Here is a 23,563-nt window from a genome sequence, read left to right on the forward strand (position 1 = left end):
GTGTTTATAAAATTAATAAAATAGTGAAAAAATTTCTCATCATCCCTAATTTTTATCAATTAAGTCCAATATTAAATTATCATTGTGAGTTCTAGAAAAATTTTCTTTGCTTAAATTCTTCTTAAGATAATCCCAATCCTTTTGATTATTGGTACAACCTGGATCAGGAGCTAATATATCATCAAAATAATTATAAGCTCTTGCCCTACAACCTCCACAAATATTACGAGAATCACATTCCCTACAATAACCTTTAAGTATTGTTTTATCCCTAAGTTCTTTTAAAACATTATTTTTCAACCATACATCTTCAAAATCATTTTCAAGTAAATTCCCAGCTTTAACATCATCTTCGTGTGGGAAAAATACACAAGGATAGAGATCTCCATTGGGTTCTATACTCATATAAAATCTACCTGCACCACACCCACCTATAAATTCAGCAAGTTGCATTAACATAGGATTAGTATACTCAGGATTATAAAAATGAGTTGGAATCATATTATCCTCATTAGAAGACATTGATTCAGCCACAGGAGCATACTGGGGAGCAGTTGATAATATCTGCATATCATTATTATTCTCTTTATATGCAGTCTTAAGAAGATTTAACCTATCTTCAGGTGCTAAATCAATGTCTAATACTTCATTTCCGTTTCCCGTAGGTATGAAATTGTACAACATGAACCAATTAACACCTAAATCTCTTAAAAAATCGATCATCTCAGGTATTTCGTCTAAATTATGTTCAGTAACTGTCGTAGCGACTTCAACAAAAATCCCCAAATCCACAAAATTTTTTATTGTTTCAACTGCATTATTCCATGCTCCATCAACCATTCTAAAAGAATCATGAGTTTGAGGATTTATACCGTCTAAACTTATCTGAATAAATTCCAAACCTTCATTAACAAATTTTTCAGCTTTATATTCATCACTAAGAGTATATCCATTGGTAGCCATTGCAGCACACATTCCAATATCATCCACATGTTTTATAAAATCTAATATATTAGGATGTATAGATGGTTCACCTCCAGAAAATGCAACAGAAGCGACTCCCACATGTGCCATTTGATCTAAACCATTAATAACCTGATTTTTTGAAAGTTCATCATTTTGACGTGTGGAAGCACTTTCATAACAGTGAATACAACGCATATTACATGCTTTCGTAATGTTCCAAACTACTTGAAATGGAGCTCCTGGAACAAATGGCTTGGTAACACCAAATAATGCAATACCTTTAAGTACACTACTTAACCCACGTATCCAATAATCATCATCCATAACTTGATTGAATTCCTCTTCAGAAGCACCAAAACCACTGATTCCTCTTTTAATAATGAATCCTACGATTTTTGAAAGTATTTTACATTCATAACAAGCATTGTCCGTTTTTCCCAAATAATAATTCAGAGCACTTTCTAATTTTACTGCCTCATCTTTTTCACAATAGTTCAAACTTTTTTTAAGTAAATATTTAGATAAAGGATTATCTGCAATTTTCCTAAACATCCCAATCATATTACTCATATCTACATCGTTTGAATCGCCATTAGATCGATTATGGGTCATTTAAACACCTTTTTTAAAGAGTTATTAAAGTATCCTAGTAAACTGTTTTCTAAATTTAGTTTTAATTAATTAAGTTTCAGATATCATAATCAATTAACCTATTTTTTATTACTATGCATAAATATAGAATATACCCTCCAACATATTCACCTAAGAATTTTCTATTAATCTGTGTTTAGATACTGCAAAATACAAAAACCTAGATAATAGTCAATATCGTATCCCTAAATACAAAAACCTAGATAATAATCAACATCGTATCCCTAAATACAAAAACCTAGATAATAATCAACATCGTATCCCTAAATACAAAAACCTAGATAATAATCAACATCGTATCCCTAAATACAAAAACCTAGATAATAATCAACATCGTATCCCTAAATACAAAAACCTAGATAATAATCAACATCGTATCCCTAAATACAAAAACCTAGATAATAATCAACATCGTATCCCTAAATACAAAAACCTAGATAATAATCAACATCGTATCCCTAAATACAAAAACCTAGATAGTAATCAACATCGTATCCCCAAATACAAAGACTTAGAAACTGTTTAATCTTTTATCCCCAATAACAATTCCATGATTTCGATATATTTAAAGTACACTAATTAAATAATTAATCTAGATAGATAATGATAATAAGTTAATTATCAATCATGTGTTACTACTTTGATTGAATACTATGTACTAGATAGTATTATCATGATAACGTTATTAAAAAGATTATAGTCAATGGAGACTTAATTATGATATTATATGTTATTTAAACAATATAAACTTTTCTAAGAAGTTATATAAGATTCAGAAAGATTAGAAATATCAAATTTTAAAAATTTGAAGCATGTGAATTACCACAATCTTATGTAATGTATCAATAGTATATAGAAATCTATAATAAAGAATTTTTACATACTATGAAAAGATTATATTCATTGTTAGTTAATTATAATGAAAAGATTGAGTTTTCTAATTATAAAAATAAAAAAATTTAAAATAAATAACAAAAAGAGAGTGTCCCATAATTAAGATTTTTAAAAAATTTAATGAAAATATTTCACATTTAACATCTTTAAATATTATATAGGCATATATATTATTTTATTTTTTAAAAATAATCTTTATAAAATATATTATTTAAATTTAAAATAATATAAAATCTTTAAAAATTGAATTAAATAAAATAATTACTTTGTTATAGGTATTAATGGATATTTTGTCAGTTATTTAATATTTAAATGATTTATATGAAAATTAATTTCATGAAAATTTCTAAAAAAGCGAATTATGGGACACTCTCAATTCTATAGTTTTTTTAAGTATCACCAAATTTATTTAAATTATAAAGAATAATGTTAAATTATGAAATTAGAAGAAATGTTAGCTAAATGTCCTAAGTGTGGATCCAAGGATAAAACTATACAAAGAAAAATGTTAGATGAGCAAAAAGCTCATGCTGAACTAAAATGTATTATATGTGATGAATGTGGACATATTTTCGAAACAAAAGAAGATGAAGAAAAAAGAGAAGAAAATAAAAGCTAAATAAGTGAATAAGTTTGAAAATAAGATTTCAATTAAAAATTAAAACTAAAAATTAAAACTAAAAATTAAAACTAAAAAATCAACTAAAAGTAGTGAAAAATATGACTTTTCATATAATGATAATTCCAACACTTGATTGTCCTTCAAATTGTAGTTATTGCTGGGGTTCCAAAAAAGGATCTGGAATTATGGATATTGAAATGATTGAACAGATAGTGAAATGGTTAGATGGATTCAGAGATGACTACATTCATTTTACATTTCATGGTGGAGAACCTCTACTTGCAGGTTATGATTTCTATAAAAAAGCTATTCCAATGTTAAAAAATGCTGAAACTCATAAAGAAGCAGGATTTTCCCTTCAAAGTAATTTATGGCTTTTAGATGAAAAATTAGCTAAGCTATTTGCTGAATATGGAGTAGCTATTAGTACAAGCATAGATGGTCCAAAATATATCAATGATCATCAACGTGGAGCTGGATACTTTGATAAAACTATGGCTTCCTATAAAATAGCTAAAGAAAATGGAGTTAGGGTTAGCTTTATCTGCACATTTACTTCTTATTCAAAAGACCATTCAGATGAAATATATGATTTCTTTTTGGAAAATAGATTTAATTTGAAACTTCATGCAGCATTACCATCTATGAGAGATAATAATGCCGATCCATGGGCATTAACTCCAGAAGAACATGGTGAATTATTAATCAATTTATTAGATAAATACCTTCATGATTTAGATAAAATCGAAATAAAGGATTTTGATCATATTTGTAAAAGTAGTTTCTTACGTAGAGGCACATTATGCACGTTTGCAGATTGTATGGGTGATACTTTAGCTATTGGTCATGATGGAAACATTTATCCATGTTATCGTTTTGTTGGAATGGATGAATATATAATGGGAAATGTATTTGATAATCCAAGCATGGAAGACCTTAAAAAATCAAAACCATGGAAGAAACTAGAAGAATTTAGAAAATTTGTGGATGAAGATTGTGCCGATTGTACCTACATGAAATTCTGTAGAGGGGGATGTCCCTACAATGGAATAGTGGCTACAAATAGCTCAAAAGCTGTTGATCCTCAATGTAACGCTTATAAAATGATTTTCAAAGAAGTAAGTGAGAGAGCCAACAAAGACTTTTTAAAAACATCCCTGCCTCCAATGTTTGGAGGAAATCAAGAGAAATCTAAAAATAAACCATTCACTGTTATGGATTTAATGTTAAAGCAATGATTATAGAATTTTAATTAATATATAACTATTTTATTAAAGATTCTAATAATTTAATAAAAAAATAAAAAAAGTAATAATTTTAGAAAAAATAATGACAAAAATTATATAAAATATATAAATATCATCAAGCTTTAAATAATGACAAAAATTATATAAAATATATAAATATCATCAAGCTTTAAATTTTTTAACATTATTTTTATAGTAAGTCTCTGAAGTTTTCTTATTATAATTTACAGCTGCAATTTTTATATATTTTCTATGAGTAGAATATTTAAAAAATTTAACTGTTACAGTAGCTGACTTTCCAGGGCTGATAGCTTTTACCTTAGCTATTTTATATTTTGTTTTTTTGCCTAGTTTATAATATATCTTTATATATGTTTTAGTAGATGTTGTTTCACCAATATTTTTAACTGTGATTTTATAGCTATTTCTAACTCTTTTAATTTTGTTAATGCTTAAATCAGCCTTTTTAAATACAGTTATATAAAGTTTTTTTGTGCTAGTTGTAATAGATGGATCATAAGTATCAGTAGTAATTGTAGGTTGTAGTAAAAGACGACCCGCTTTTTTAATATTAAACATTACCTTAAGTAGAGAAGTTCCAATTTTTGCAGAGCTTAAAGTCCAAGTAAGAACTCCAGTTTTTGAATTATAGCTATGACTTCCTTCATCGACGCTTGATTTTAGATATTTCAAGCCATTAGGGATTTTATAAGTAAATTTTGTATTTGATGCAGTATTAGGCCCCTCATTGATTATTCTATAGAATATAGTCACAGTATCTCCAATTGTTGGGAAAGCTTTATCTGTTGTTACTTTGACATAAATACTAGACTGTGCTACTGTTAAAGTGGCTAATCCAGTTATATTATCCTGTGAAGTTGCAAAAATTGTATAGTTTCCACCATTTAAAACTATTTTGTAGTTTAAAGCAGCAATACCATTACCATTAGTTTTTGCAGTACCTACTTGTTTTCCATTTACATAAAAATTAACATTCATGTTTTGAATTGGTTTAGAATCCCCACTACCAGTTAAAGTAGCTTTTAATTGAATATTTTTTCCATTATCTCCAATAATGGATGTTACTTTAACAACAGAACCAGAGGAAACAATATTCAATGTAGCATTTTTTGAAGAGGCAAAATAGAGATTATCTCCTAAGAAATTAGCTGTTATATTAAAAACGCCAGTATTACCTTTATACACATATTTAGATATTCCCCCATAGTCTGTTTTTGTATTATAAGCTTGTCCATTGATTATAAACTGCATATTTTTATTAGGAAGAATTTTACCATTACTATCTTTAAGAATTGCAGTTATGACAGTATCTTGATTATTAACTCCCTTTATATCACTTAACTCAATAGTACTAGATTGTTTTGAGTTTTTAAGATTAACAATTATAGTTTTAGATCCTAAAAATCCTTCACTATCTCTAGCTTCTACTTTTATTGAATATTTTCCATTTGGAACATTACTTGTATCCCAATTACAAATCCACCCACCTGCAGGATTAGTATCTTTAAATATTTTAGAATAACCATCATTACCAGTTATAGTGAAAGTGACACCATTACTATCTGCAACAGAGTGAATATATTCAACATCCACCTCTAATTTCACATTTCCAGAAACATCTGCATTATTTTTTGGACTTTTAAAATTAATCTCAGGAGGTCCTGGATCATGAGCTGAAACAGCACCACAAAAAGAGACTGCAAATACTAAAATAATGCACAATATTATTAAATTCTTTAATTTAAACATATTATCTCCTTATATTATCTATATATCATCAATATATCATCAATATATCATCAATATATCATCAATATATCTATCCCAATATTCTTCATCCATATCATACTATTTTTTTATTCCATATCTAAATACCTTGATTTCAATTAGCTATTATTTTTTATTTTTTACTTCTTAACAAAAAAACTCCAATTCCAGAAACTAAACCAATTATAGCTACTATTAAAATTAAAGTAGTATAATCAATATTTAAATTACCCTCAGCAGAATTACTGGTATCACTAAGTGTTGAGTTAAAATCAAGTAATGCTTTTTCAATATCTTCATTATTTTTTACATCAACAACCATCACTCTGTTTGTTAAATTGTTATGTGATTTTATATACTCTTTAGTTGATTCTTGAAACGCAACTACTAACATTCGTTTATTTGGATTAGTTAAAGCATGTTCAAGTATATGATCAGCATCTGCTACTGTGTTAAACTTATATACTTTGATAGGAAGATCTAACTTATCAACTAACTTTTTAGTATCTATTGCATTGGATTCATTTGTAACCACCATAACATTATCAGTCACATCGGCTCCATGAGCACTTACACCACCCATAGTAGCTATTGTTGCCAAACAAACAAAGCATAATAACAAAATATTAAAAATATTAACAGTTTTCTTATTAAGATTATTATCAAATATTTTCATTTAATACCTCCATATTCAATATATCCATATCTAATACTCCTATAAATACAATTAAATCATGAATATTATTCATATGATCAATTTATAATGTTAATTCATGAATAAAATCAAATATATACATATCATCAATTTATAATTAACTAATTTATAACATTAATTCATGAATAAAATCAAATATATAAATAGCAACAATTTATAATTAACTAATTTATAATATTATTCATGAATAAAATCAAATATATAAATATCAACAATTTATAATTGATTAATTTATATATTAATTCATGAATAAAATCAAATTTTGTCTAATGTTAAAATTTCTCCTTTTAGATTTCTAATGAAAGAAATTATTAAGTTTGTGATAAATCCTTCTATAATACCTATAAATAGATAAAATGGCAGTAATGTTAAAATTAACATTTGTAAATCAGAAGCATCCGCAATAATTAATACAACAATTTGAGCTATTGTCGCAGCCAAAATTCCTAGGAAAGTCCCTAAAAATATAGCTAAACTTTCATTAAATTTATAAAAGGCTTTATAGCAGGCATAAGTTGCTAAAGGTAAAACCACACCCATGACTAAAACATTAGCTCCCACAACTGTAAAACCACCTAAACCTATCAATGTTTGGACAATTAAGGATAAGAAAGTAATCAATGTCCCATTAAAAGGTCCTAGGATGATAACAACCAAAGGAATTATGAAAAAGTGCATAGGAATACCAAAAGGAGAAGGTATAGTTATAGAACTTGCAACTATTGTTGCAGCAGCTAAAATAGCACTTAAAATCAATCGTCTGTCTTTTTGATTAGGATGTTTAGATAATCTAAAAAAGAAAATTCCAATGGCAATCAAAGATATTATCCAATAAATAACAGCTTGATCTAAAGGTATTATACCATCAGGTAAATGCATAAAATATTCCTCCTTATTAAATCAATTAAAAATAGCTATAACCACTAGTAAGATGATTATAACTCTTATCAGAATAATCCTGATTTAAACGCAACAAGTATAGCTCCTACAGCAGCAACAGCTATTACTGCAATTATTAAAATTGTATTTATTGGAATTCCCCCGTTTTCAGAAGGAGTATTTGATCCAGTGGTATTGTTTGTATTATTATCTGTTTCATTGGAAGTATTATTCTGATTTAAATTATTATTTGTGTTCCCATCCAATGAAGACTGTTGATTTGGATTAGAACTTGATGAAGATTTTTTATTATTATCACCAGTATTCTTATTAGTGGTTGTTTTTTTATCACTGCTTCCATCAGCACTGTTTTCACCAGTTTGAGTATCTTCAGTTGTTACTTCATCCCCATGAGAATGAGGAACGCCTGTATCATGAGCAGTTACAACGCCTAAACACATTGAAGAGATTAGGACTAATAATATAGATATAATTAAAATTTTTGATTTTTTAATATTATCATACATCCTTTATTAGATTATAAATAAAATTATAAAATATATATAAAAATAATGAAAAATTAAAGTAAAAAATAAATTTAAAACTTAAAATTTTTTAGAATTATTTTTATAATTTAATCTTTTTAGAATTATTTTTATAATTTGATCTTTTTAGAATTATTTTTATAATTTGATTCTATTGCTTTTTTATTGTAGTTTACTTGTACAGTTTTTGTGTATTTTTTATGTGCAGAGTATTTATAAAATTTGACTATTACATTAACTGATTTTCCAGGATTTATTGCTTTAACTGTAGCTATTTTGTAGTGAATCTTTTTACCTATTTTGAAGTAGATTCTTATTTTAGTTGCACTAGACTTAGTTTTACCATTGTTCTTGATTGTTACTATATAATTGTTTCCAGATCTTTTTACTTTCGCAATAGATAAATCTGCCTTAGTTTTAGGTTTATTTATAACTTGTTTTACTCCATTGATGGTATTATCCGTAATTTGAGCTTTAGAACCAGTATTTTTTATTGCAGTAGCAGTATTATCATTTATTTTATTATTAATTATTTTATTGCTAGCACCAATATTTTCTATGCCATAAATAGCATTATTATGTATAAAATTACCTGTTATTTGAGTATTGCTAGCATTAGAAGAAATTACAATTCCAGTTTTACTATTATAAAATATATCATTGCTAGATATAGTATTTCCATTATCTCTGACTTCAATACCATTTCCTATATTGTTATAAATACGGTTATTATTTACAATATTACCAGTGGATGGATAAGTAGAGTAAACTCCAATGATTATACCTTCTCCAAGATTATTATAGATCTGGTTGTTAGTGATTTTTGCATTACTAATGCTTATATAGACTCCAGCTCCATTGTTATTAACAATATTGTTTATAAAAGTCATATTGTTAGCATCGGCATTATGACCATGTAAATCAACAGCAGGGAACAGTCCATAATTTGGTGCTCCAAAACCATTGTTTTGTAAAATATTTCCAGAAATTACACTATTTTTAGCATGGCCATGAATACCTTCAAAACCATTACCACTAATAATGTTTCCATTTAAAGTTACACTTTCACCATTGAAATTTATACCTTCTCGTAAATTATTGATCAGTTGATTATATTCTATAAGAATGTTAGTACCAATTGAATTAACACCACGGCGATTATTATGAATATTGTTACTAGATAATCTAATATTACTGCTATTGTTAATGCTTATACCATAATAGAATCCTTTTATGGATGATCCAGTTACATTGACATTATTAACTGTTATGTATATTCCATAGACATTATCAAGAATAGTATCTCGGCTTATATCATTGTTTGATATAGTATTACCTTCATAATTTACTTCAATCCCATTTCCAGCATTGTTATAAATACGATTGTTACTTATTGTGTTATTAGTAGCTACATAGCTACCACCAGCTTTAATGACGATACCTTTTCCACCATTATCATATATCTGATTGTTAATGATCTTTGCATTATTAACATTTAAATAGACTCCACCTCTATTATTGCTAATAATATTATTTTCAAACGTCACATTATCACCAGATGTCGGATCTTCTGTATGATAATGAAAATCAACAGCAACAAATCGATTATTTTGTATAGTATTATTTGAAATCACACTATTTTTTGCATGACCATGTATAGCTTCATAACCATTGCCACTAATAACATTTCCTCGTATGGTTATACTCTCACCATTTAAATTAGTACCCTCTCTTGCATTATCAAGGATTGTATTATTTTCTATAATAATATTAGTACCAATTGCATTAACACCACGACGGTTATCATGAATGTTATTACTAGTCAATCTAACATTACTACTACTATCAATACTTATACCATAGTAAAATCCTTCTATTGAGATACCAGTCACATTAACATAGTTAGCTGTGATATGTAATCCAAAATCACCTATTGTAGTTTGATTTGTAGGTTTAGTTAGATTAATACCACTTCCAATAATTCTAACTTTTCCACTAGCTTTTATATTATAGGTTTTATTAATATGTAGACCTTTATTCCAAGTGTAATTTCCTTCTGAAAGCAATAAATCATCACCTTCATTTAAAGTCTCACCATTTATTTGATTTCCATCAACTAAATTTTGAATATCATCAATTGTCCAAGTATTATTAACTGTTACATTAGCTGCAGATACAAAACTAACAGTTAATAACATTAAACTAAATAGAAATACCAGTAGAATGATAAATTTAGTTTTATTCACACTTTTCGATTGCATTATTTAACTCCATTTCTTTTAACTCTATTTATCATTTCAGTTATTCACTAAAACATTTCAGTTATTCACTAAAACATTTCAGTTATTCACTAAAACATTTCAGTTATTCACTAAAACATTTCAGTTATTCACTAAAACATTTCAGTTATTCACTAAAACATTTCAGTTATTCACTAAAATAATATATCAATGAAAGCGAATGCTTACTGCAGAAGAGATAGTAATATGTATATTTTGTAATATTATTTACACACCATTAATCTACAGTTATATTTAGCACTAAATCTTTGTACCACTAACTATAATCTAGAAACATTGAGCTTTGAAAGAAGAATTCCAAACCATTTATAGTATCATCCACTCATTGATATTTCTAATAATTAGTAATATCTATTTAAAGATTTCTAAAAATTTGTCAATGAAATAATTATTAAAAACTAAAATAATGGATTTATAAATGCTAAAATAGTTAAAATGCTACTAAAATGATCCAAATTAAAATTTTACAGATAAATATAACTTTAAAATCTAATAAGTAATACTTTTTATCTAAAATCTATTACATTTTTTTTCATTTTCCTAAAAACTAAGAATCATATTCCAATCATATCGATTAATATGACATAATTATAAAAAATTTTAAAAATAAATCAATATAAAAAAGTTAATCAATATTTAAAAGACAATACACAATAATAAAAAATAGTAATACTTTAATAGAAAATAATAATAGAACATTGATGATTTGATTACTATTTTTAAAAAAAAGTTTTAATAAGAATGTGCCATATCCTGTATCATGAATTAATAATAGAGACACAGGAAGTACCTATTTACAACATTAAAGACTAAATTAGCAATAAATTAGAAACCAATTTGACTAGATCTCCCATATAAATCATAAGAATACGGATCCCAATTATTAACAATACCAAATCCATTTAAACTATAATGTGAAGGATCAGCTACAATCCATTTTTTGCCTATGAGTATTTGTGTCCATACATGCCCTATCCATGATCCACTTACAAATTTACAGTTTCCATATACATATCTAGAAGGTATCTTTGATGCACGGCATAAAGCTACCAATAAATGGGATTTATCAACGCAATTTCCTTTTTTTGTAGATAATGTTTTTTTAGCCCCATATTTTGTGTTATAATAAAATTTATATTCCACCTTATCCATGACCCAATCATAAATAGCTATTGCTTTTTGAAGTCTAGATTTATATTTCTTTGTTATAAATTTAGCCAGTTTTTTAATCTTTTTATCATTAACCTGACAGTTTTTTGTTGCTGATAAATAATATTTTGCTGTTCCTATCTTGTATTTGTTATTTAAAACGTTTTTTGTGTTGGTACCAGGTCTTATATAGTTTGGCAGTTTTTTATTTAATTCACTATTTTTTTTAACATTCACAAAAATTGTTTCAGGTAAATTCCCACTTCCTTGTGTAGATAATATCTTTACAAACATAAAAATAGCTGTTTGATACTGCATTTTGCCTAAATATGTTTCTACATTATTTGGAACAACATTGTAGTTAGTTATAAATTCAATTATTCTCAATGCATATTTATAACATTGCTTTGAAGAAAAATTGCCACTTATACTTTCTCCTCTTGATCTAGGTGGATTTTTAAGGCCATACTTAATGATTATGTTGGAAGTAACATTTTTATATTTGTATTCAACAGTTTTTGATAATAAATAGATAAATTCTGGCATAGAAAACTTATAATTATTGATTGTCACATAATTAGGCAATTTCTTATTTTTTACAATATAATTATTAATAGATATAGAAGCATTTACAATATCATATTGAGAAACATTTTTTGGTTTTATATTAATATTTACATATGACTTTGCTTGATTGTTATTCGAATTTTCATTTCTTATAGAATTAGAACTAGGACTATAACTGGAAATAACAACAGAACTAGAAGTAACATTAAAACTAGAAACAACATCAGAATCAGAAACAACATCAAAACTAGAGTACACAATATTATTCGATCCATTATCATTATTATCCATTGCAGATACTGTGTTCATACTTAGAAAAATTGCAAATATTAAAAATAATAAAAAAAGATTTATTTTTTTCATTATTATGTTCCCCCTACAAATTATTTACTTGCATAATAATTGTATTTATTTATAAATAGTGTATTTATATAATAATAAGTTATTTATATAATATAAATAGAGTAATTATGTAATGATGATTTATTCATATTATAAAATGATACTTGATTATATAATAATCATTTATTATATAAAATGAATTATAGTAATCATCAGATTATTTATTTTGTTTTATATTACTTATTCTAGATTATTTAAGGTGTTTTTATATTATGTACCCAATGTTATCCATTAATAGAATAGCTTAATTATTCAAATACATGAACAAAAAAAATTGTTTACAATTATTAGATGATATAGAATAATCATAGATCTAATTTAGTTATTCATTTAACTTTTTATGCCATTTCCAAGCAGTTTCAACAATTTTATTCAAATCAGTGAATTTGGGTTCCCATTTTAAAGTCTCAATAGCTTTTTTAGAGTCAGCTATTAAAATAGCTGGATCTCCTTCCCTTTTTTCAGCTAGTTCTTTTTTAATTTTATGACCTGTAACCTTTTCACATGCAGCTATTACTTCTTTAACTGAAAATCCATTTCCATTTCCTAAATTAAATATGTTACTTTTCTTTAATGGATTTTTATTTGTTTCATCTTCTTGAAGATGTTCAAAAGCTTTTATATGGGCTTGTGCAAGATCACAAACATGAATATAATCCCTAATACATGTACCATCAAATGTTTCATAATCATCCCCAAAAATAGCTATTTTTTCTCTTTTTTCAATAGCTACATCTAATATTAAAGGAATTAGATGAGTTTCTGGATTGTGATTTTCCCCAATTTCTGTTTCAGGATCTGCACCACAGGCATTAAAATATCTTAGAGAAACATATTTAAAGTCACTATCTATTGACTTTGATTCATTTTCTAATACTGTTTCAACCATTAACTTAGATTTCCCATATGGGTTTATTGGATTTACAGGATGATTTTCAGTTATTGGAACTTTTTTTGGATTACCATAGACTGCAGCAGTTGAAGAAAATATTAATTTATTAACATTTGCCAATTTTACAGCTTTAAGAAGATTTAATGTGTTTTTATAGTTGTTTTTATAATACATTGCTGGAAATTCAACTGATTCAGCTACTGAAGTGAAAGCCGCAAAATGCATAACTCCTTCTATATCATAGCTATTAAAGATAGAATTAATAAATTCAAAATCATTCAAATCTCCCTCAAGAAATTCTCCCCATTTAACTGCAGATTCATGACCATTAATTAAATTATCTATTACAATAGTTTCATAACCTTTTTTATTAAGTTCTTTATTTATATGAGAACCTATATATCCTGCTCCACCTGTAATTAGAATCATAGAATTATTTCCTTCATTGTAGTCATTCAATATTAATTAATCAGTTATAGAAGATTAATTATTAATATATTATTTTTGTAGGTTAAAATATAAATAATTATGCTTTTTCCATTGATTAACTAATCACGATCTTAAAAATTTAATAAATAATTATGGATAATGCTAAATACAAAAAATAAGAAATAAAGCATTTAAAAAAAACCAATAATAAATACAAAAAAATAAGAAATAAAGCATTTAAAAAAAACCAATAATAAATACAAAAAATAAGAAATAAAGCATTTAAAAAAAAGCTTATCAAATCAAAATTTCAATACAACATAGACAAAAAAAAGAAAAAAAAGAAACTTATAAAGAAAAAATAATAGTTGAAAGACCTTTTACCCATAAAACAATATTTAAAATATAAACAAGTCGAAACCAGAAAATTACAGAAAAATTCAAAGTAATATCAACAATATATCAACAATATACAAAGAAATATACAAATATATCACTAAAAAACATCATAATATTCTAAAAAAAAGAAATCACAACCTTCAAAAAAAAAAAAAAAGATTCTTATCCATTTTAACAAAAAAAAAGTAAAGGAGAATACAAAAAAATTAATTCATCATCTCCTATTTTAAAAATTTTTGGGTTTTTTATGCGATTCTTTTGTAGAATTTTATTTTGATTTTAGCTATTTTTGCATATGCAAGGTTTTTTACAGTAGTTTTTAAGATTTTTTTGGTTTTGTTGTAGTTTGTTTTTATGTTGCTTGTTTTGCTGATTTTGCTTAGTGTGAAACCTTTTAAAGATTTCTGGAATAGTTTAGAACCTGTTAAAATACCATAATTTTTAATATAATAAGTTTTATAATAAACTCTGTATCTTTTACCATGATATTTTACAGTTTTAGCACTTACTTTGATGAGATAGATTTTTATACTTGTTTTTGTGATTGATATAGTGTTGGATTTTGCACTGGAAGAGCCATAGATGATGTTTTCGGTGTTTAGTCCTTTGTATGTTGCGTTTGCGTAGTATTTTCCTGCTTTAGTTGCTGTATATGTGTACTGTGCAATCCCCTGACTATTTGTCTTAACAGTTACAGTTTTACCTGCAATAGCTAAAATAAGGGTTTGATTAGCTAATATATTTCCTTCACTGTCTTTGAGTGTGATTTTGTAGGTAATTTTATTGCCGTTTCTTGTTGAGATTATTGTGATTTTAGTTCCAAGATTCTTCGAAGCAACAGTATAATTAGCAGCTATTGCTGCATCATTGTAGTTACTATTTCCAGGGAAAAATATATCAACATTAGCTATTCCTGCACTTGTATTAGGTATTATTAAACTCCAAACACCATCAATAACAGTCACATTGTAAACTACATCATCAATAATTACTGTCATGTTGTATGTTCCATTTATTAAATTACCATTAGAAGTTATATTACCATTTATAGTAGAATTTCCTCCATAAGTAGCATTATTCGGTAAGTTAATGTTTATAGTTACATTAGCCTTTGTAACATTAAAATTTGTAACATTACTAAAGCCCATATAATTTTCATTATCAGCAAAGCTAACAATAACCTCTAAATCAGTACCAGTGTGGTTGGTAGTGTAATTTAACTCCCAATAACCAGAACCATCAACAGCTACATTAGTAAAGAGTTTACCATCAACAGTAACATTAACAAAACTAATACCTGTATAATTAGCTAAAACACCACTAATAGTAACATTCTCACCAAAACTCACAGGATTAGGACTAATAACAATAGTAGAATTACTAGAACCTTTTGCAGCATCAAAAGTGATAGGTACATTATCATTTTGATCATCTAAAGAAGCAGCTAAATTCAAGGTCTGATTTCCTACAGATAAAACAGTGAACACATGGCTAAAACTTTCATTACGACTAGAATTATAAGCTACACCATCAAAAGTACCATTAATAACAAAGTCAGGTAAATTCTCAACACCAGTATTATCAAGAGTAGTATTCAATACTAACAGATAAAATCTAAGCTTATCACCAAAATGAACATCGTCTAAATTACTAGAGTTAGTAATATTCAAAATATAATGATTACTAGTAGTAATACCTACAATTTTACCAGTTATATCGTTAACTCCCCACCAATTAAGATTCGCATCTATACCACTAGTCATAGTTGGAATACTCAAACCAGTATCAGCTAAAACACGATTATAATTGACAGTGACATTATCCACAGAATTAAGACCAGCAGCAAAATTAATACCAATACCACCAGTTCCTAAAGTTCCAGCAAAAATATTATTACCAGAAACAAAGATATCACGCAAATCAACAGAATTAAGATTAACAAATCCAATACCAATACCATTAGAGTTAGTAGCATTAATAGTATTATTCACTACAGACAAACCATTAAAATCAGCATTATTACAATCAACATACATACCATAAGACCCACCCATAATAATATTATCAGTGAAACTGATAGTGTTGCTGGTGTGTGTACGAAGATAAAAGCCTTCATTGGGTGTTCCTGTGATGTTGTTGTTGGTAATGGTTATGTTGCTGTTACCATTGACTGCAGATAGAAAAACACCAGTTGTTCCTGTGATGTTGTTGTTGGTAATGGTTATGTTGTTGTTACTGGTGTGTACAGACATATCAAGACCAGTTGCTGATGTTCCTGTGATGTTGTTGTTAGTGATAGTTATGGTGTTGTTACTATTGGTGTGTACATACATAGCAATACCAAATGAGGATGCTCCTGTGATGTTGTTGTTGGTAATGGTTATGTTGCTGTTACCATTGGATGCATATAGATAAAAACCATTTGTTCCTGTGATGTTGTTGTTGGTAATGGTTATGTTGCTGTTACTGGTGCTTACATCAAGATAAACACCACGGGATGCTCCTGTGATGTTGTTGTTGGTAATGGTTATGTTGCTGTTACAATTGGTGTATGCATCTAGATAAACACCAACTGATGATGTTACTGTGATGTTGTTGTTGTTGATGGTTATGGTGTTATTACTATTGTTGTATGCATCCAGAAAAAGACCACGGGATGTTCCTGTGATATTGTTGTTTTCGAAAATTAGAGTGTTATTACAATTAGTGGCATTGAAACGTACGCCCACCGAATCAGATGTACCATTACCTAAGATATTATTACCTTTAACCATAATGCTAACAATTGATCCGTCTGTAGCATTTACATATACAACACCATACGTAGTGGTGCTTACAGAAGAAGTTATAGTATTATTTTCAAGTAATACTCCAGTTAAAGAGTTACCAGACAAATTGATACTTATATTGATTGTACTTATATTACAGCCAATAACTGATAGATTACTTGTATTTGAATTAATAGCTGTGTTATATCCGCTCATATTCAAATTAACGATTTTTACGTTCGGTGCTGTGATATTAAATAGTGTACCAGCATTGGGACCTTTTATGTTCACTTGGCCGTTTGAGGATATGTTAACACTTCTTCCTACATTTAAACCAGTGACAGTGTTATAATCTCCTGCATCAAAAACAACCTCATTATCGTTTGTGGTTGTATTATTGAGGAAAGCTTGAATCTCATCGTTAGTAGAAGAGTTATTAAAGTTTGCAGCACTAGCACTAGACAAGAGTGCAAAGAAGCACAAAAAAATAAAGGTTACAAGTACTAAATTTCTTAAACGAGTTCCACTAGTAAAAGAGCTATTCGTTTCAAACTTATCTGTTATTGTATTTTTATTTTTCATTATCATATTTTTTTCACCTCCAAAATGAAAAAATTCTTTTTTAAAATTTTGATTAATGGATTATGAAATATAGAAATTTTGAACCTATATGTCAGGTAACTATCATAAAAGACAAAGCTCAGATTAATTATAGATGATTATATATATTATTACCAGAACTATGATCATTTTTTTATCTATCAAAAACCCATTAATCAGAGAAAAATTCCAAAAAAGAAATTTAGTTAATCAATAAATACTAATAGAACATTTCTCTCATCAATGAACCCCAAAAAAATAATAAAACGATATACATAATTAATTCACCAATTACCATCATCATGTAATTATACTTCAATACTAAACATTACACCAATATATATATATATATATATATATATACCATTCAAATCATGAATAACTATTCTAACTTACATAAATATTATATAAATAATTAATACTATATATAATTAACCATTATAAAAACACGAACTATTTATAATAAAAATAATTGACTATTATAATAATACGAACTATTTATAATAAAAACCTACAAAAAAATAATATCTATGCACGAAAATATCAAAATCAAAATAACAAATTATAATAACATACTAATAATATATAATATCCATATATAAAAAATAAAAACAAATAAAATTTAAAACAACAGTCAACAATAAAATATAAAAATTATAATAACAATTCAATCAAAAGAACAAATGATAAAAAAAACAGCGAAACAAAGCTATTAACCAAAATACGTGATCAACTAAAAAAATAAAGAAACTAAACTCAAAAAGGCTTGTTATGAAATATATCACCACACGAAAATATTTAACATGAAAAATCCAAACATGATTTCTAGAAAGTCTAACTTTAGAAAAAAAAAGAATTAAGATAAATAACTGTAATCATTTATCTTTTTTTATAAAACACAGAAAGGATAAGTGAATTATCTTCTAACAATTATATTATTTTGTTCATTAATTTCTTTAACCTGATTTTTATAGTCTATTTTAAATTTTTTCAAAATATTTCTATATTTTTTATTAATAGCTATTTTTAAGATAGTAGAACTTCCTTTTTTAAGAGATTTAAGTATTTTTTTACTTATAATCTTATTTTTAGTATAGATAACAAAATAATTCTTTTTAGCTATACTATTTCCAATGTTTTTAATTTTAATATAATATTTATTATTTTTTCTAGCTATTTTAACTATTTTTAAATCAGGTTTATATATTATTTTTTTATTAGGAGAGAATGTGGATTTTTTAGCTGTATAAATATAGCTATTTATTATAGAGTCAAACAAACCAATGCTTAAAATAGATTTATTGGTTAAAAGTTTTGTTGTTTTTATAGAACTGTTTTTTACATCAAATGCTCCTATAAGATTCCCATTTTGATATATATTAATATTAAAACTAGGTAAGTTTTTTATTCCTTCCTTAGACCCATTTGTATTTAAAACAAAGAAAAAAGTATATGTTAAAGTTTCACCTACTTTAGCTGCATTATTAGCTATTGTTGGAGTTATTACTAATTTATAATAATTATTAACATTAAAACCCCTATTAACATTGCTTATATTATCATTAGTTCCCCAGAAATTATAATCTGCACTAATATTTCCCATATTATTATAAATAGTGTTTCCATAATAATCATAGTTATTATAAAAAGCACAGTATTTTATAATTAGATTACTATTTTTACTAACAATTGCTCCTCCTTCCCTGCCAATTAAATTGTTTGGTGATAATAGATTATTATTTATAAAAAGAGAGTTTGTTATGAGCATGTATTTACCCCCATTGGTGTCGATTGCTCCACCTCCCACAACAGCTGAATTATTTATAAAAACAGAATTATTTATAATAAAGTTTTCACCATAGTTATTGTTAATAGCACCACCATACATATTGCCAGTATTATTTATAAAAGAGGAATTTGAAACACTAACATTACCATCAATATTGTAAATAGCTGCACCTCGACCACAATGCATTTCATCCCCAAAAGCACGGTTATTAATGAACTGACAATTAATTAGGGTTGAATCACCTTCATTATAGATTGCTGCACCATTCATAGAAGTGTAGGCATTAGCAAAAATAATGTTTTCAAAAAGAACTTTAGACCCTAATCCAACCTTAAATAAGTTTTTCAAACCTTGACCATCGATAATTGTTTTATTAACACTACTCCCTTTTATAGTCAAATTTTTTTCTATATTTATATTATAATTACCGTCACCTTTATAAATCCCCATAGCAAGAATTACAGTTCCTCCAGACCCTATATTTTCTATTGCATTTGAAATTGTTGCTTTAGAAGAATTTTCAGACATTCCATCATTTGTATCATTTCCATTAGGACCTACATATATCGAAGAAGCTGAAACTGCACTTAAAGAGAAAAATAGTCCTAATACTAAAATAAATATAAACATATTATTTTTATTCATAAAAAACACCACAACTGTAATAAGTATTGATAATAATCTAACGAAACGTATATTTATACATTTCGATTTATCTTATAATACTTACTAATGATACTGAAAAAACCAAAAGGAACTAATAGAAAATTAACAGAACAATAAATACTAAAGAACTCCTTAGTAAAAATTCAGATTTATATAAATAAAGCTTTCTATTGTATTTTATCAAAATTTTATTAATACTTATATAAACTATTATTTCAAATATTTAAAGATATAAACAATTATTTAAAATATTTAAATATATAAATAATTATTTAAAATCTATAAATAATCATTTAAAATCTATAAACTATTATTTCAGATATATAAACAATCATTTAAAATATATAAACTATTATTTCAAATATATAAACAATCATTTCAAATATATAAACAATCATTTTAAATATATAAACAATTATTTCAAATATATAAACAATTAGTTTAAATAAGATTCTTATTATAAATATAAATCTGAGTGAATCCCAATGAGTAGTGCTGACAATAAAAACGACAATATCTCAATAGTCACTGGAGATCCTAAAAGGGCGATAAGAAAATTATCATGGCCTATAATGGTATCTATGTTTGTAACTTTTGCATACAATTTAGCTGATACTATTTGGGTGGCTGGACTTGGAACAGATGCTTTAGCTGCTCTTGGATTTTTTATGCCAATATTTCTTATTATTATCGGGTTGGGAAATGGTATTGGGTCTGGTGCTAATTCATTAATTGCAAGAGCTATTGGTGCAAAAGATAAGAAAAAAGCGGATAATTCTGCAATGCACGGTGTGCTATTAACTGTAATTATTTCTATTGTTGCTCCAATAATACTCATTTTCTTTTTAAATGACATATTGCTTTTAATGGGGGCTGGAGTAGTAGCACCACTTACAGCAGAATATGCTCAAATAATATTACTTGGATTGATAGTTCTATTATTACCTTCAGTAGGAAGTAGTATTCTTAGATCAGAAGGAGATGTAAATAGAGCAATGAATGTGATGATCATCACTGCTGTTTTAAATATAATACTGGATCCAATATTTATATATATTTTAAACTTAGGATTAGCTGGTGCAGCCTATGCTACTTTAATTTCATCATTAATATCAACAATAGTAATATTCTATTGGCTAATTATAAAAAAAGACACATACCTCACCTTATCAAGAAAAGATTTTAAATTTGATTTCAAAATAATTAAAGAAATAGTGTATATTGCAGTTCCTGCAACATCTGAAGTGATTACCTTCTCAATTGTTTCCCTTGTTATAAATTTTATGTTATCATTTATTTCAGGTCCTTTAGGAGTAGCTGTTTATACTGCTGGGTGGAGAATTGTAAATTTAGCTATGATTCCTCATATGGGATTAGGTACTGCTACTTTAACAGTTGTTGGGGCAGCTTATGGTGGAAGAAAATTTAAAAAATTAATCACAGCATATGACTACTCTGTTAAATTAGGTTTAGCTATATCTGTTGTTAGTGGAATTATAATATTTCTATTCGCCCCTCAAATTGCGATGATGTTTAGTTATGCAGATTTAAGTTTAATACCAGCTATTTCTGAATTTTTAAGAGTATTGTGTATATTCTGTATAGCTCTTCCACTGGGAATACTTTCATCTTCAACATTTCAAGGTCTTGGTAAAGCATTTATTTCACTTTTCCTAACTGTTCAAAGAACCTTGGTTTTTGAACTAATATTTATGTATATATTCGCGTTTTTATTAGATATGGGAACTAATGGAGTCTGGTGGGGCTTATCCCTTGGAGGATTAGTTGGTTATGTGGTATCTTATATTATAACAAAAATATATCTACGAGAAATAGATAAGGTTTATCTTGAAAATGATATTTAACTATTTATAAATACATCTGAATTAACTATTTAACTCAGCTTCTTAAACAAAGAAATATAGAATATTCTAATGAAGTTTGAATATGTTTATTAATAATACATGAAAATTATTAAATATTCGCACAATTTTTACCATTATGGTTATATATTTTATTTATTAAAAATAATATTTAAAAAATCTATAATTTAAACTTAAAATAATATAAATTCTTTAAAAATTGAATTAAATAAAACAATCAATTTATTATAGCTATTAATACATATTTTATCAGCTATTTAATATTTATAATGATTAATATATTCTTTTTATATTTCTGTTTAAGGCAAAATGTTCATCAAATGTGATTATTTCTTCTATTTTTAAATCTTCCATTAATGCTATATAAACACAGTCTGTAAATTGTATTCTTTTAGGATAATATTCTTTTAATAGTTTTAAACCTTTAATATAATATTCTTCATCTTGTAATATTATTAATTCGTTAGCTATAAACTCACAAACCTTTTCAATTAGTTCTATGTTTGTTTTTAACCTAGTGTTTAGAACATTTAAAACCTCTGCTATAATTAACTTTGAAATTATTTTGTCTTTGTCTTCTATTGTTTCCCATATTTCTATAGCTCTATTATAATTTTTATGTCCTTTTACAGAATAGGCAATAATGAAATTAGCATCTAAAAAAATCATTGTTACACATTTTTCTAATATGTATCTTCAACAGCTTTAACTGGATCAAATCCTTTAGGAGCCTTTATTATGCCTTTTATTGAGTATGGTTTATTTTTTTTATAAGAATTTTTATTGATTATTTTCGCTTTTCCATTTGTTATTCTATCTATTCTTTCTATAGCTGTTTCTTTCGATTTATCTTCTGCTTTTGTCTTATTTTTTTTCTCAAGTCCCTTGTTTATGAGCTCATTAATAATATTATTTTGTGTTTTACCTTCTTTAACTGCAAGAGTTTTTATTTTTATCAATGTGTTGGTTGGGATTTCTATAGTTGTTCTTTTAACATCGACCATAATTTCCTGCCTCATTATTATGTTTTAATATTATAATATTATTTTTATACTTTCATGTTTTTATACTTTTTCATTTTTGCATATTTTATAATATGATTTAAAACTTTCAGTTAATAGTTTTATAACTATTTCTAGCACATTAAAGCATGTTCTAACTATTTATAACTCTAGTTCTAACTATTTATAACTCTAGTTCTAACTATTTATAACTCTAGTTCTAACTATTTATAACTCTAGTTCTAACTATTTATAACTCTAGTTCTAACTATTTATAACTCTACTTCTAACTATTTATAACTCTACTTCTAACTATTTATAACTCTACTTCTAACTATTTATAACTCTACTTCTAACTATTTATAACTCTACTTCTAACTATTTATAACTCTACTTCTAACTATTTATAAC

Annotated in this window: 15 protein-coding genes; 3 read left to right on the top strand and 12 right to left on the bottom strand. The window is 26.3% G+C overall.

Translation table 11 applies throughout. The annotated features are described in order from the left end of the window. Positions 1–45: 45 nt before the first annotated feature. On the bottom strand, positions 46–1,578 hold the full coding sequence (locus MBCUT_RS02620; protein ID WP_245634930.1) for a radical SAM/SPASM domain-containing protein: 1,533 nt from the start codon (positions 1,576–1,578) through the stop codon (positions 46–48). 1,369 nt (positions 1,579–2,947) lie between these two features. Here MBCUT_RS02620 and MBCUT_RS02625 point away from each other — a divergent pair. Together MBCUT_RS02625 and MBCUT_RS02630 are read left to right on the top strand one after the other, a co-directional pair. Next, positions 2,948–3,130, top strand: coding sequence for a TIGR04165 family Cys-rich peptide (locus MBCUT_RS02625; RefSeq protein ID WP_067258533.1), 183 nt, complete (start codon positions 2,948–2,950; stop codon positions 3,128–3,130). A 101-nt stretch (positions 3,131–3,231) separates the two neighbouring features. Next, positions 3,232–4,371: a TIGR04083 family peptide-modifying radical SAM enzyme gene (locus tag MBCUT_RS02630; RefSeq protein WP_067258538.1), complete on the top strand. Its 1,140-nt coding sequence runs from the start codon at positions 3,232–3,234 to the stop codon at positions 4,369–4,371. A gap of 171 nt (positions 4,372–4,542) precedes the next feature. Here the strand turns inward: MBCUT_RS02630 and MBCUT_RS02635 are convergent, their stop codons facing one another. From MBCUT_RS02635 to MBCUT_RS02675, 9 genes are all read right to left on the bottom strand, one after another. Further along, positions 4,543–6,150, bottom strand: coding sequence for a CARDB domain-containing protein (locus MBCUT_RS02635; RefSeq protein WP_067258542.1), 1,608 nt, complete (start codon positions 6,148–6,150; stop codon positions 4,543–4,545). A gap of 151 nt (positions 6,151–6,301) precedes the next feature. After that, entirely contained in the window at positions 6,302–6,844 is a 543-nt protein-coding gene (locus MBCUT_RS02640; RefSeq protein ID WP_067258548.1) for a hypothetical protein, read from the bottom strand. A 294-nt stretch (positions 6,845–7,138) separates the two neighbouring features. Further along, complete coding sequence (locus tag MBCUT_RS02645) at positions 7,139–7,762, bottom strand: energy-coupling factor ABC transporter permease (RefSeq protein ID WP_067258551.1); 624 nt, start codon at positions 7,760–7,762, stop codon at positions 7,139–7,141. A 68-nt stretch (positions 7,763–7,830) separates the two neighbouring features. After that, entirely contained in the window at positions 7,831–8,223 is a 393-nt protein-coding gene (locus MBCUT_RS02650; protein WP_157082443.1) for a hypothetical protein, read from the bottom strand. A 194-nt stretch (positions 8,224–8,417) separates the two neighbouring features. Next, positions 8,418–10,568 carry a right-handed parallel beta-helix repeat-containing protein gene (locus tag MBCUT_RS02655; RefSeq protein ID WP_067258558.1) on the bottom strand — a complete coding sequence of 717 codons (2,151 nt, stop codon included), beginning with the start codon at positions 10,566–10,568 and terminating at the stop codon, positions 8,418–8,420. A gap of 864 nt (positions 10,569–11,432) precedes the next feature. Beyond that, positions 11,433–12,686, bottom strand: a complete 1,254-nt coding sequence (locus MBCUT_RS02660; RefSeq protein ID WP_067258561.1) for a transglutaminase-like domain-containing protein — start codon at positions 12,684–12,686, stop codon at positions 11,433–11,435. A 361-nt stretch (positions 12,687–13,047) separates the two neighbouring features. Next, a complete protein-coding gene (galE, locus tag MBCUT_RS02665) occupies positions 13,048–14,046 on the bottom strand; it encodes a UDP-glucose 4-epimerase GalE (protein WP_067258564.1) in 999 nt (332 codons plus the stop codon). Between the two features lie 644 nt (positions 14,047–14,690). Next, on the bottom strand, positions 14,691–17,801 hold the full coding sequence (locus tag MBCUT_RS02670) for a beta strand repeat-containing protein (protein ID WP_067258567.1): 3,111 nt from the start codon (positions 17,799–17,801) through the stop codon (positions 14,691–14,693). Between the two features lie 928 nt (positions 17,802–18,729). After that, on the bottom strand, positions 18,730–20,247 hold the full coding sequence (locus MBCUT_RS02675) for a CARDB domain-containing protein (protein WP_067258570.1): 1,518 nt from the start codon (positions 20,245–20,247) through the stop codon (positions 18,730–18,732). Between the two features lie 506 nt (positions 20,248–20,753). On the opposite strand from MBCUT_RS02675, the gene MBCUT_RS02680 reads away from it, so the two are divergent. Continuing rightward, positions 20,754–22,133 (top strand): MATE family efflux transporter, encoded by a 1,380-nt coding sequence (locus MBCUT_RS02680; RefSeq protein ID WP_067258574.1) that lies wholly within the window; start codon positions 20,754–20,756, stop codon positions 22,131–22,133. Positions 22,134–22,424: 291 nt separating this feature from the next. Here MBCUT_RS02680 and MBCUT_RS02685 read toward each other — a convergent pair whose 3' ends face one another. Together MBCUT_RS02685 and MBCUT_RS02690 are read right to left on the bottom strand one after the other, a co-directional pair. Then, positions 22,425–22,820, bottom strand: coding sequence for a type II toxin-antitoxin system VapC family toxin (locus tag MBCUT_RS02685; RefSeq protein ID WP_067258576.1), 396 nt, complete (start codon positions 22,818–22,820; stop codon positions 22,425–22,427). 14 nt (positions 22,821–22,834) lie between these two features. Further along, positions 22,835–23,155 (bottom strand): hypothetical protein, encoded by a 321-nt coding sequence (locus MBCUT_RS02690; RefSeq protein WP_067258580.1) that lies wholly within the window; start codon positions 23,153–23,155, stop codon positions 22,835–22,837. Positions 23,156–23,563 lie beyond the last annotated feature (408 nt).

Origin of the sequence: Methanobrevibacter cuticularis (assembly GCF_001639285.1) — an archaeon.
In the GTDB taxonomy this organism is placed as follows: domain Archaea; phylum Methanobacteriota; class Methanobacteria; order Methanobacteriales; family Methanobacteriaceae; genus Methanobaculum; species Methanobaculum cuticulare.

Excerpts from the sequence above, each read along its gene's own strand:
- MBCUT_RS02630 (WP_067258538.1), top strand. The coding sequence starts at position 3,232 with ATGACTTTTCATATAATGATAATTCCAACACTTGATTGTCCTTCAAAT.
- MBCUT_RS02645 (WP_067258551.1), bottom strand. The coding sequence starts at position 7,762 with ATGCATTTACCTGATGGTATAATACCTTTAGATCAAGCTGTTATTTAT.
- MBCUT_RS02670 (WP_067258567.1), bottom strand. The coding sequence starts at position 17,801 with ATGATAATGAAAAATAAAAATACAATAACAGATAAGTTTGAAACGAAT.
- MBCUT_RS02650 (WP_157082443.1), bottom strand. The coding sequence starts at position 8,223 with ATGTGTTTAGGCGTTGTAACTGCTCATGATACAGGCGTTCCTCATTCT.
- MBCUT_RS02655 (WP_067258558.1), bottom strand. The coding sequence starts at position 10,568 with ATGCAATCGAAAAGTGTGAATAAAACTAAATTTATCATTCTACTGGTA.
- MBCUT_RS02620 (WP_245634930.1), bottom strand. The coding sequence starts at position 1,578 with ATGACCCATAATCGATCTAATGGCGATTCAAACGATGTAGATATGAGT.
- MBCUT_RS02680 (WP_067258574.1), top strand. The coding sequence starts at position 20,754 with ATGAGTAGTGCTGACAATAAAAACGACAATATCTCAATAGTCACTGGA.
- MBCUT_RS02625 (WP_067258533.1), top strand. The coding sequence starts at position 2,948 with ATGAAATTAGAAGAAATGTTAGCTAAATGTCCTAAGTGTGGATCCAAG.
- galE (WP_067258564.1), bottom strand. The coding sequence starts at position 14,046 with ATGATTCTAATTACAGGTGGAGCAGGATATATAGGTTCTCATATAAAT.
- MBCUT_RS02640 (WP_067258548.1), bottom strand. The coding sequence starts at position 6,844 with ATGAAAATATTTGATAATAATCTTAATAAGAAAACTGTTAATATTTTT.
- MBCUT_RS02660 (WP_067258561.1), bottom strand. The coding sequence starts at position 12,686 with ATGAAAAAAATAAATCTTTTTTTATTATTTTTAATATTTGCAATTTTT.
- MBCUT_RS02635 (WP_067258542.1), bottom strand. The coding sequence starts at position 6,150 with ATGTTTAAATTAAAGAATTTAATAATATTGTGCATTATTTTAGTATTT.
- MBCUT_RS02685 (WP_067258576.1), bottom strand. The coding sequence starts at position 22,820 with ATGATTTTTTTAGATGCTAATTTCATTATTGCCTATTCTGTAAAAGGA.
- MBCUT_RS02675 (WP_067258570.1), bottom strand. The coding sequence starts at position 20,247 with ATGAATAAAAATAATATGTTTATATTTATTTTAGTATTAGGACTATTT.
- MBCUT_RS02690 (WP_067258580.1), bottom strand. The coding sequence starts at position 23,155 with ATGGTCGATGTTAAAAGAACAACTATAGAAATCCCAACCAACACATTG.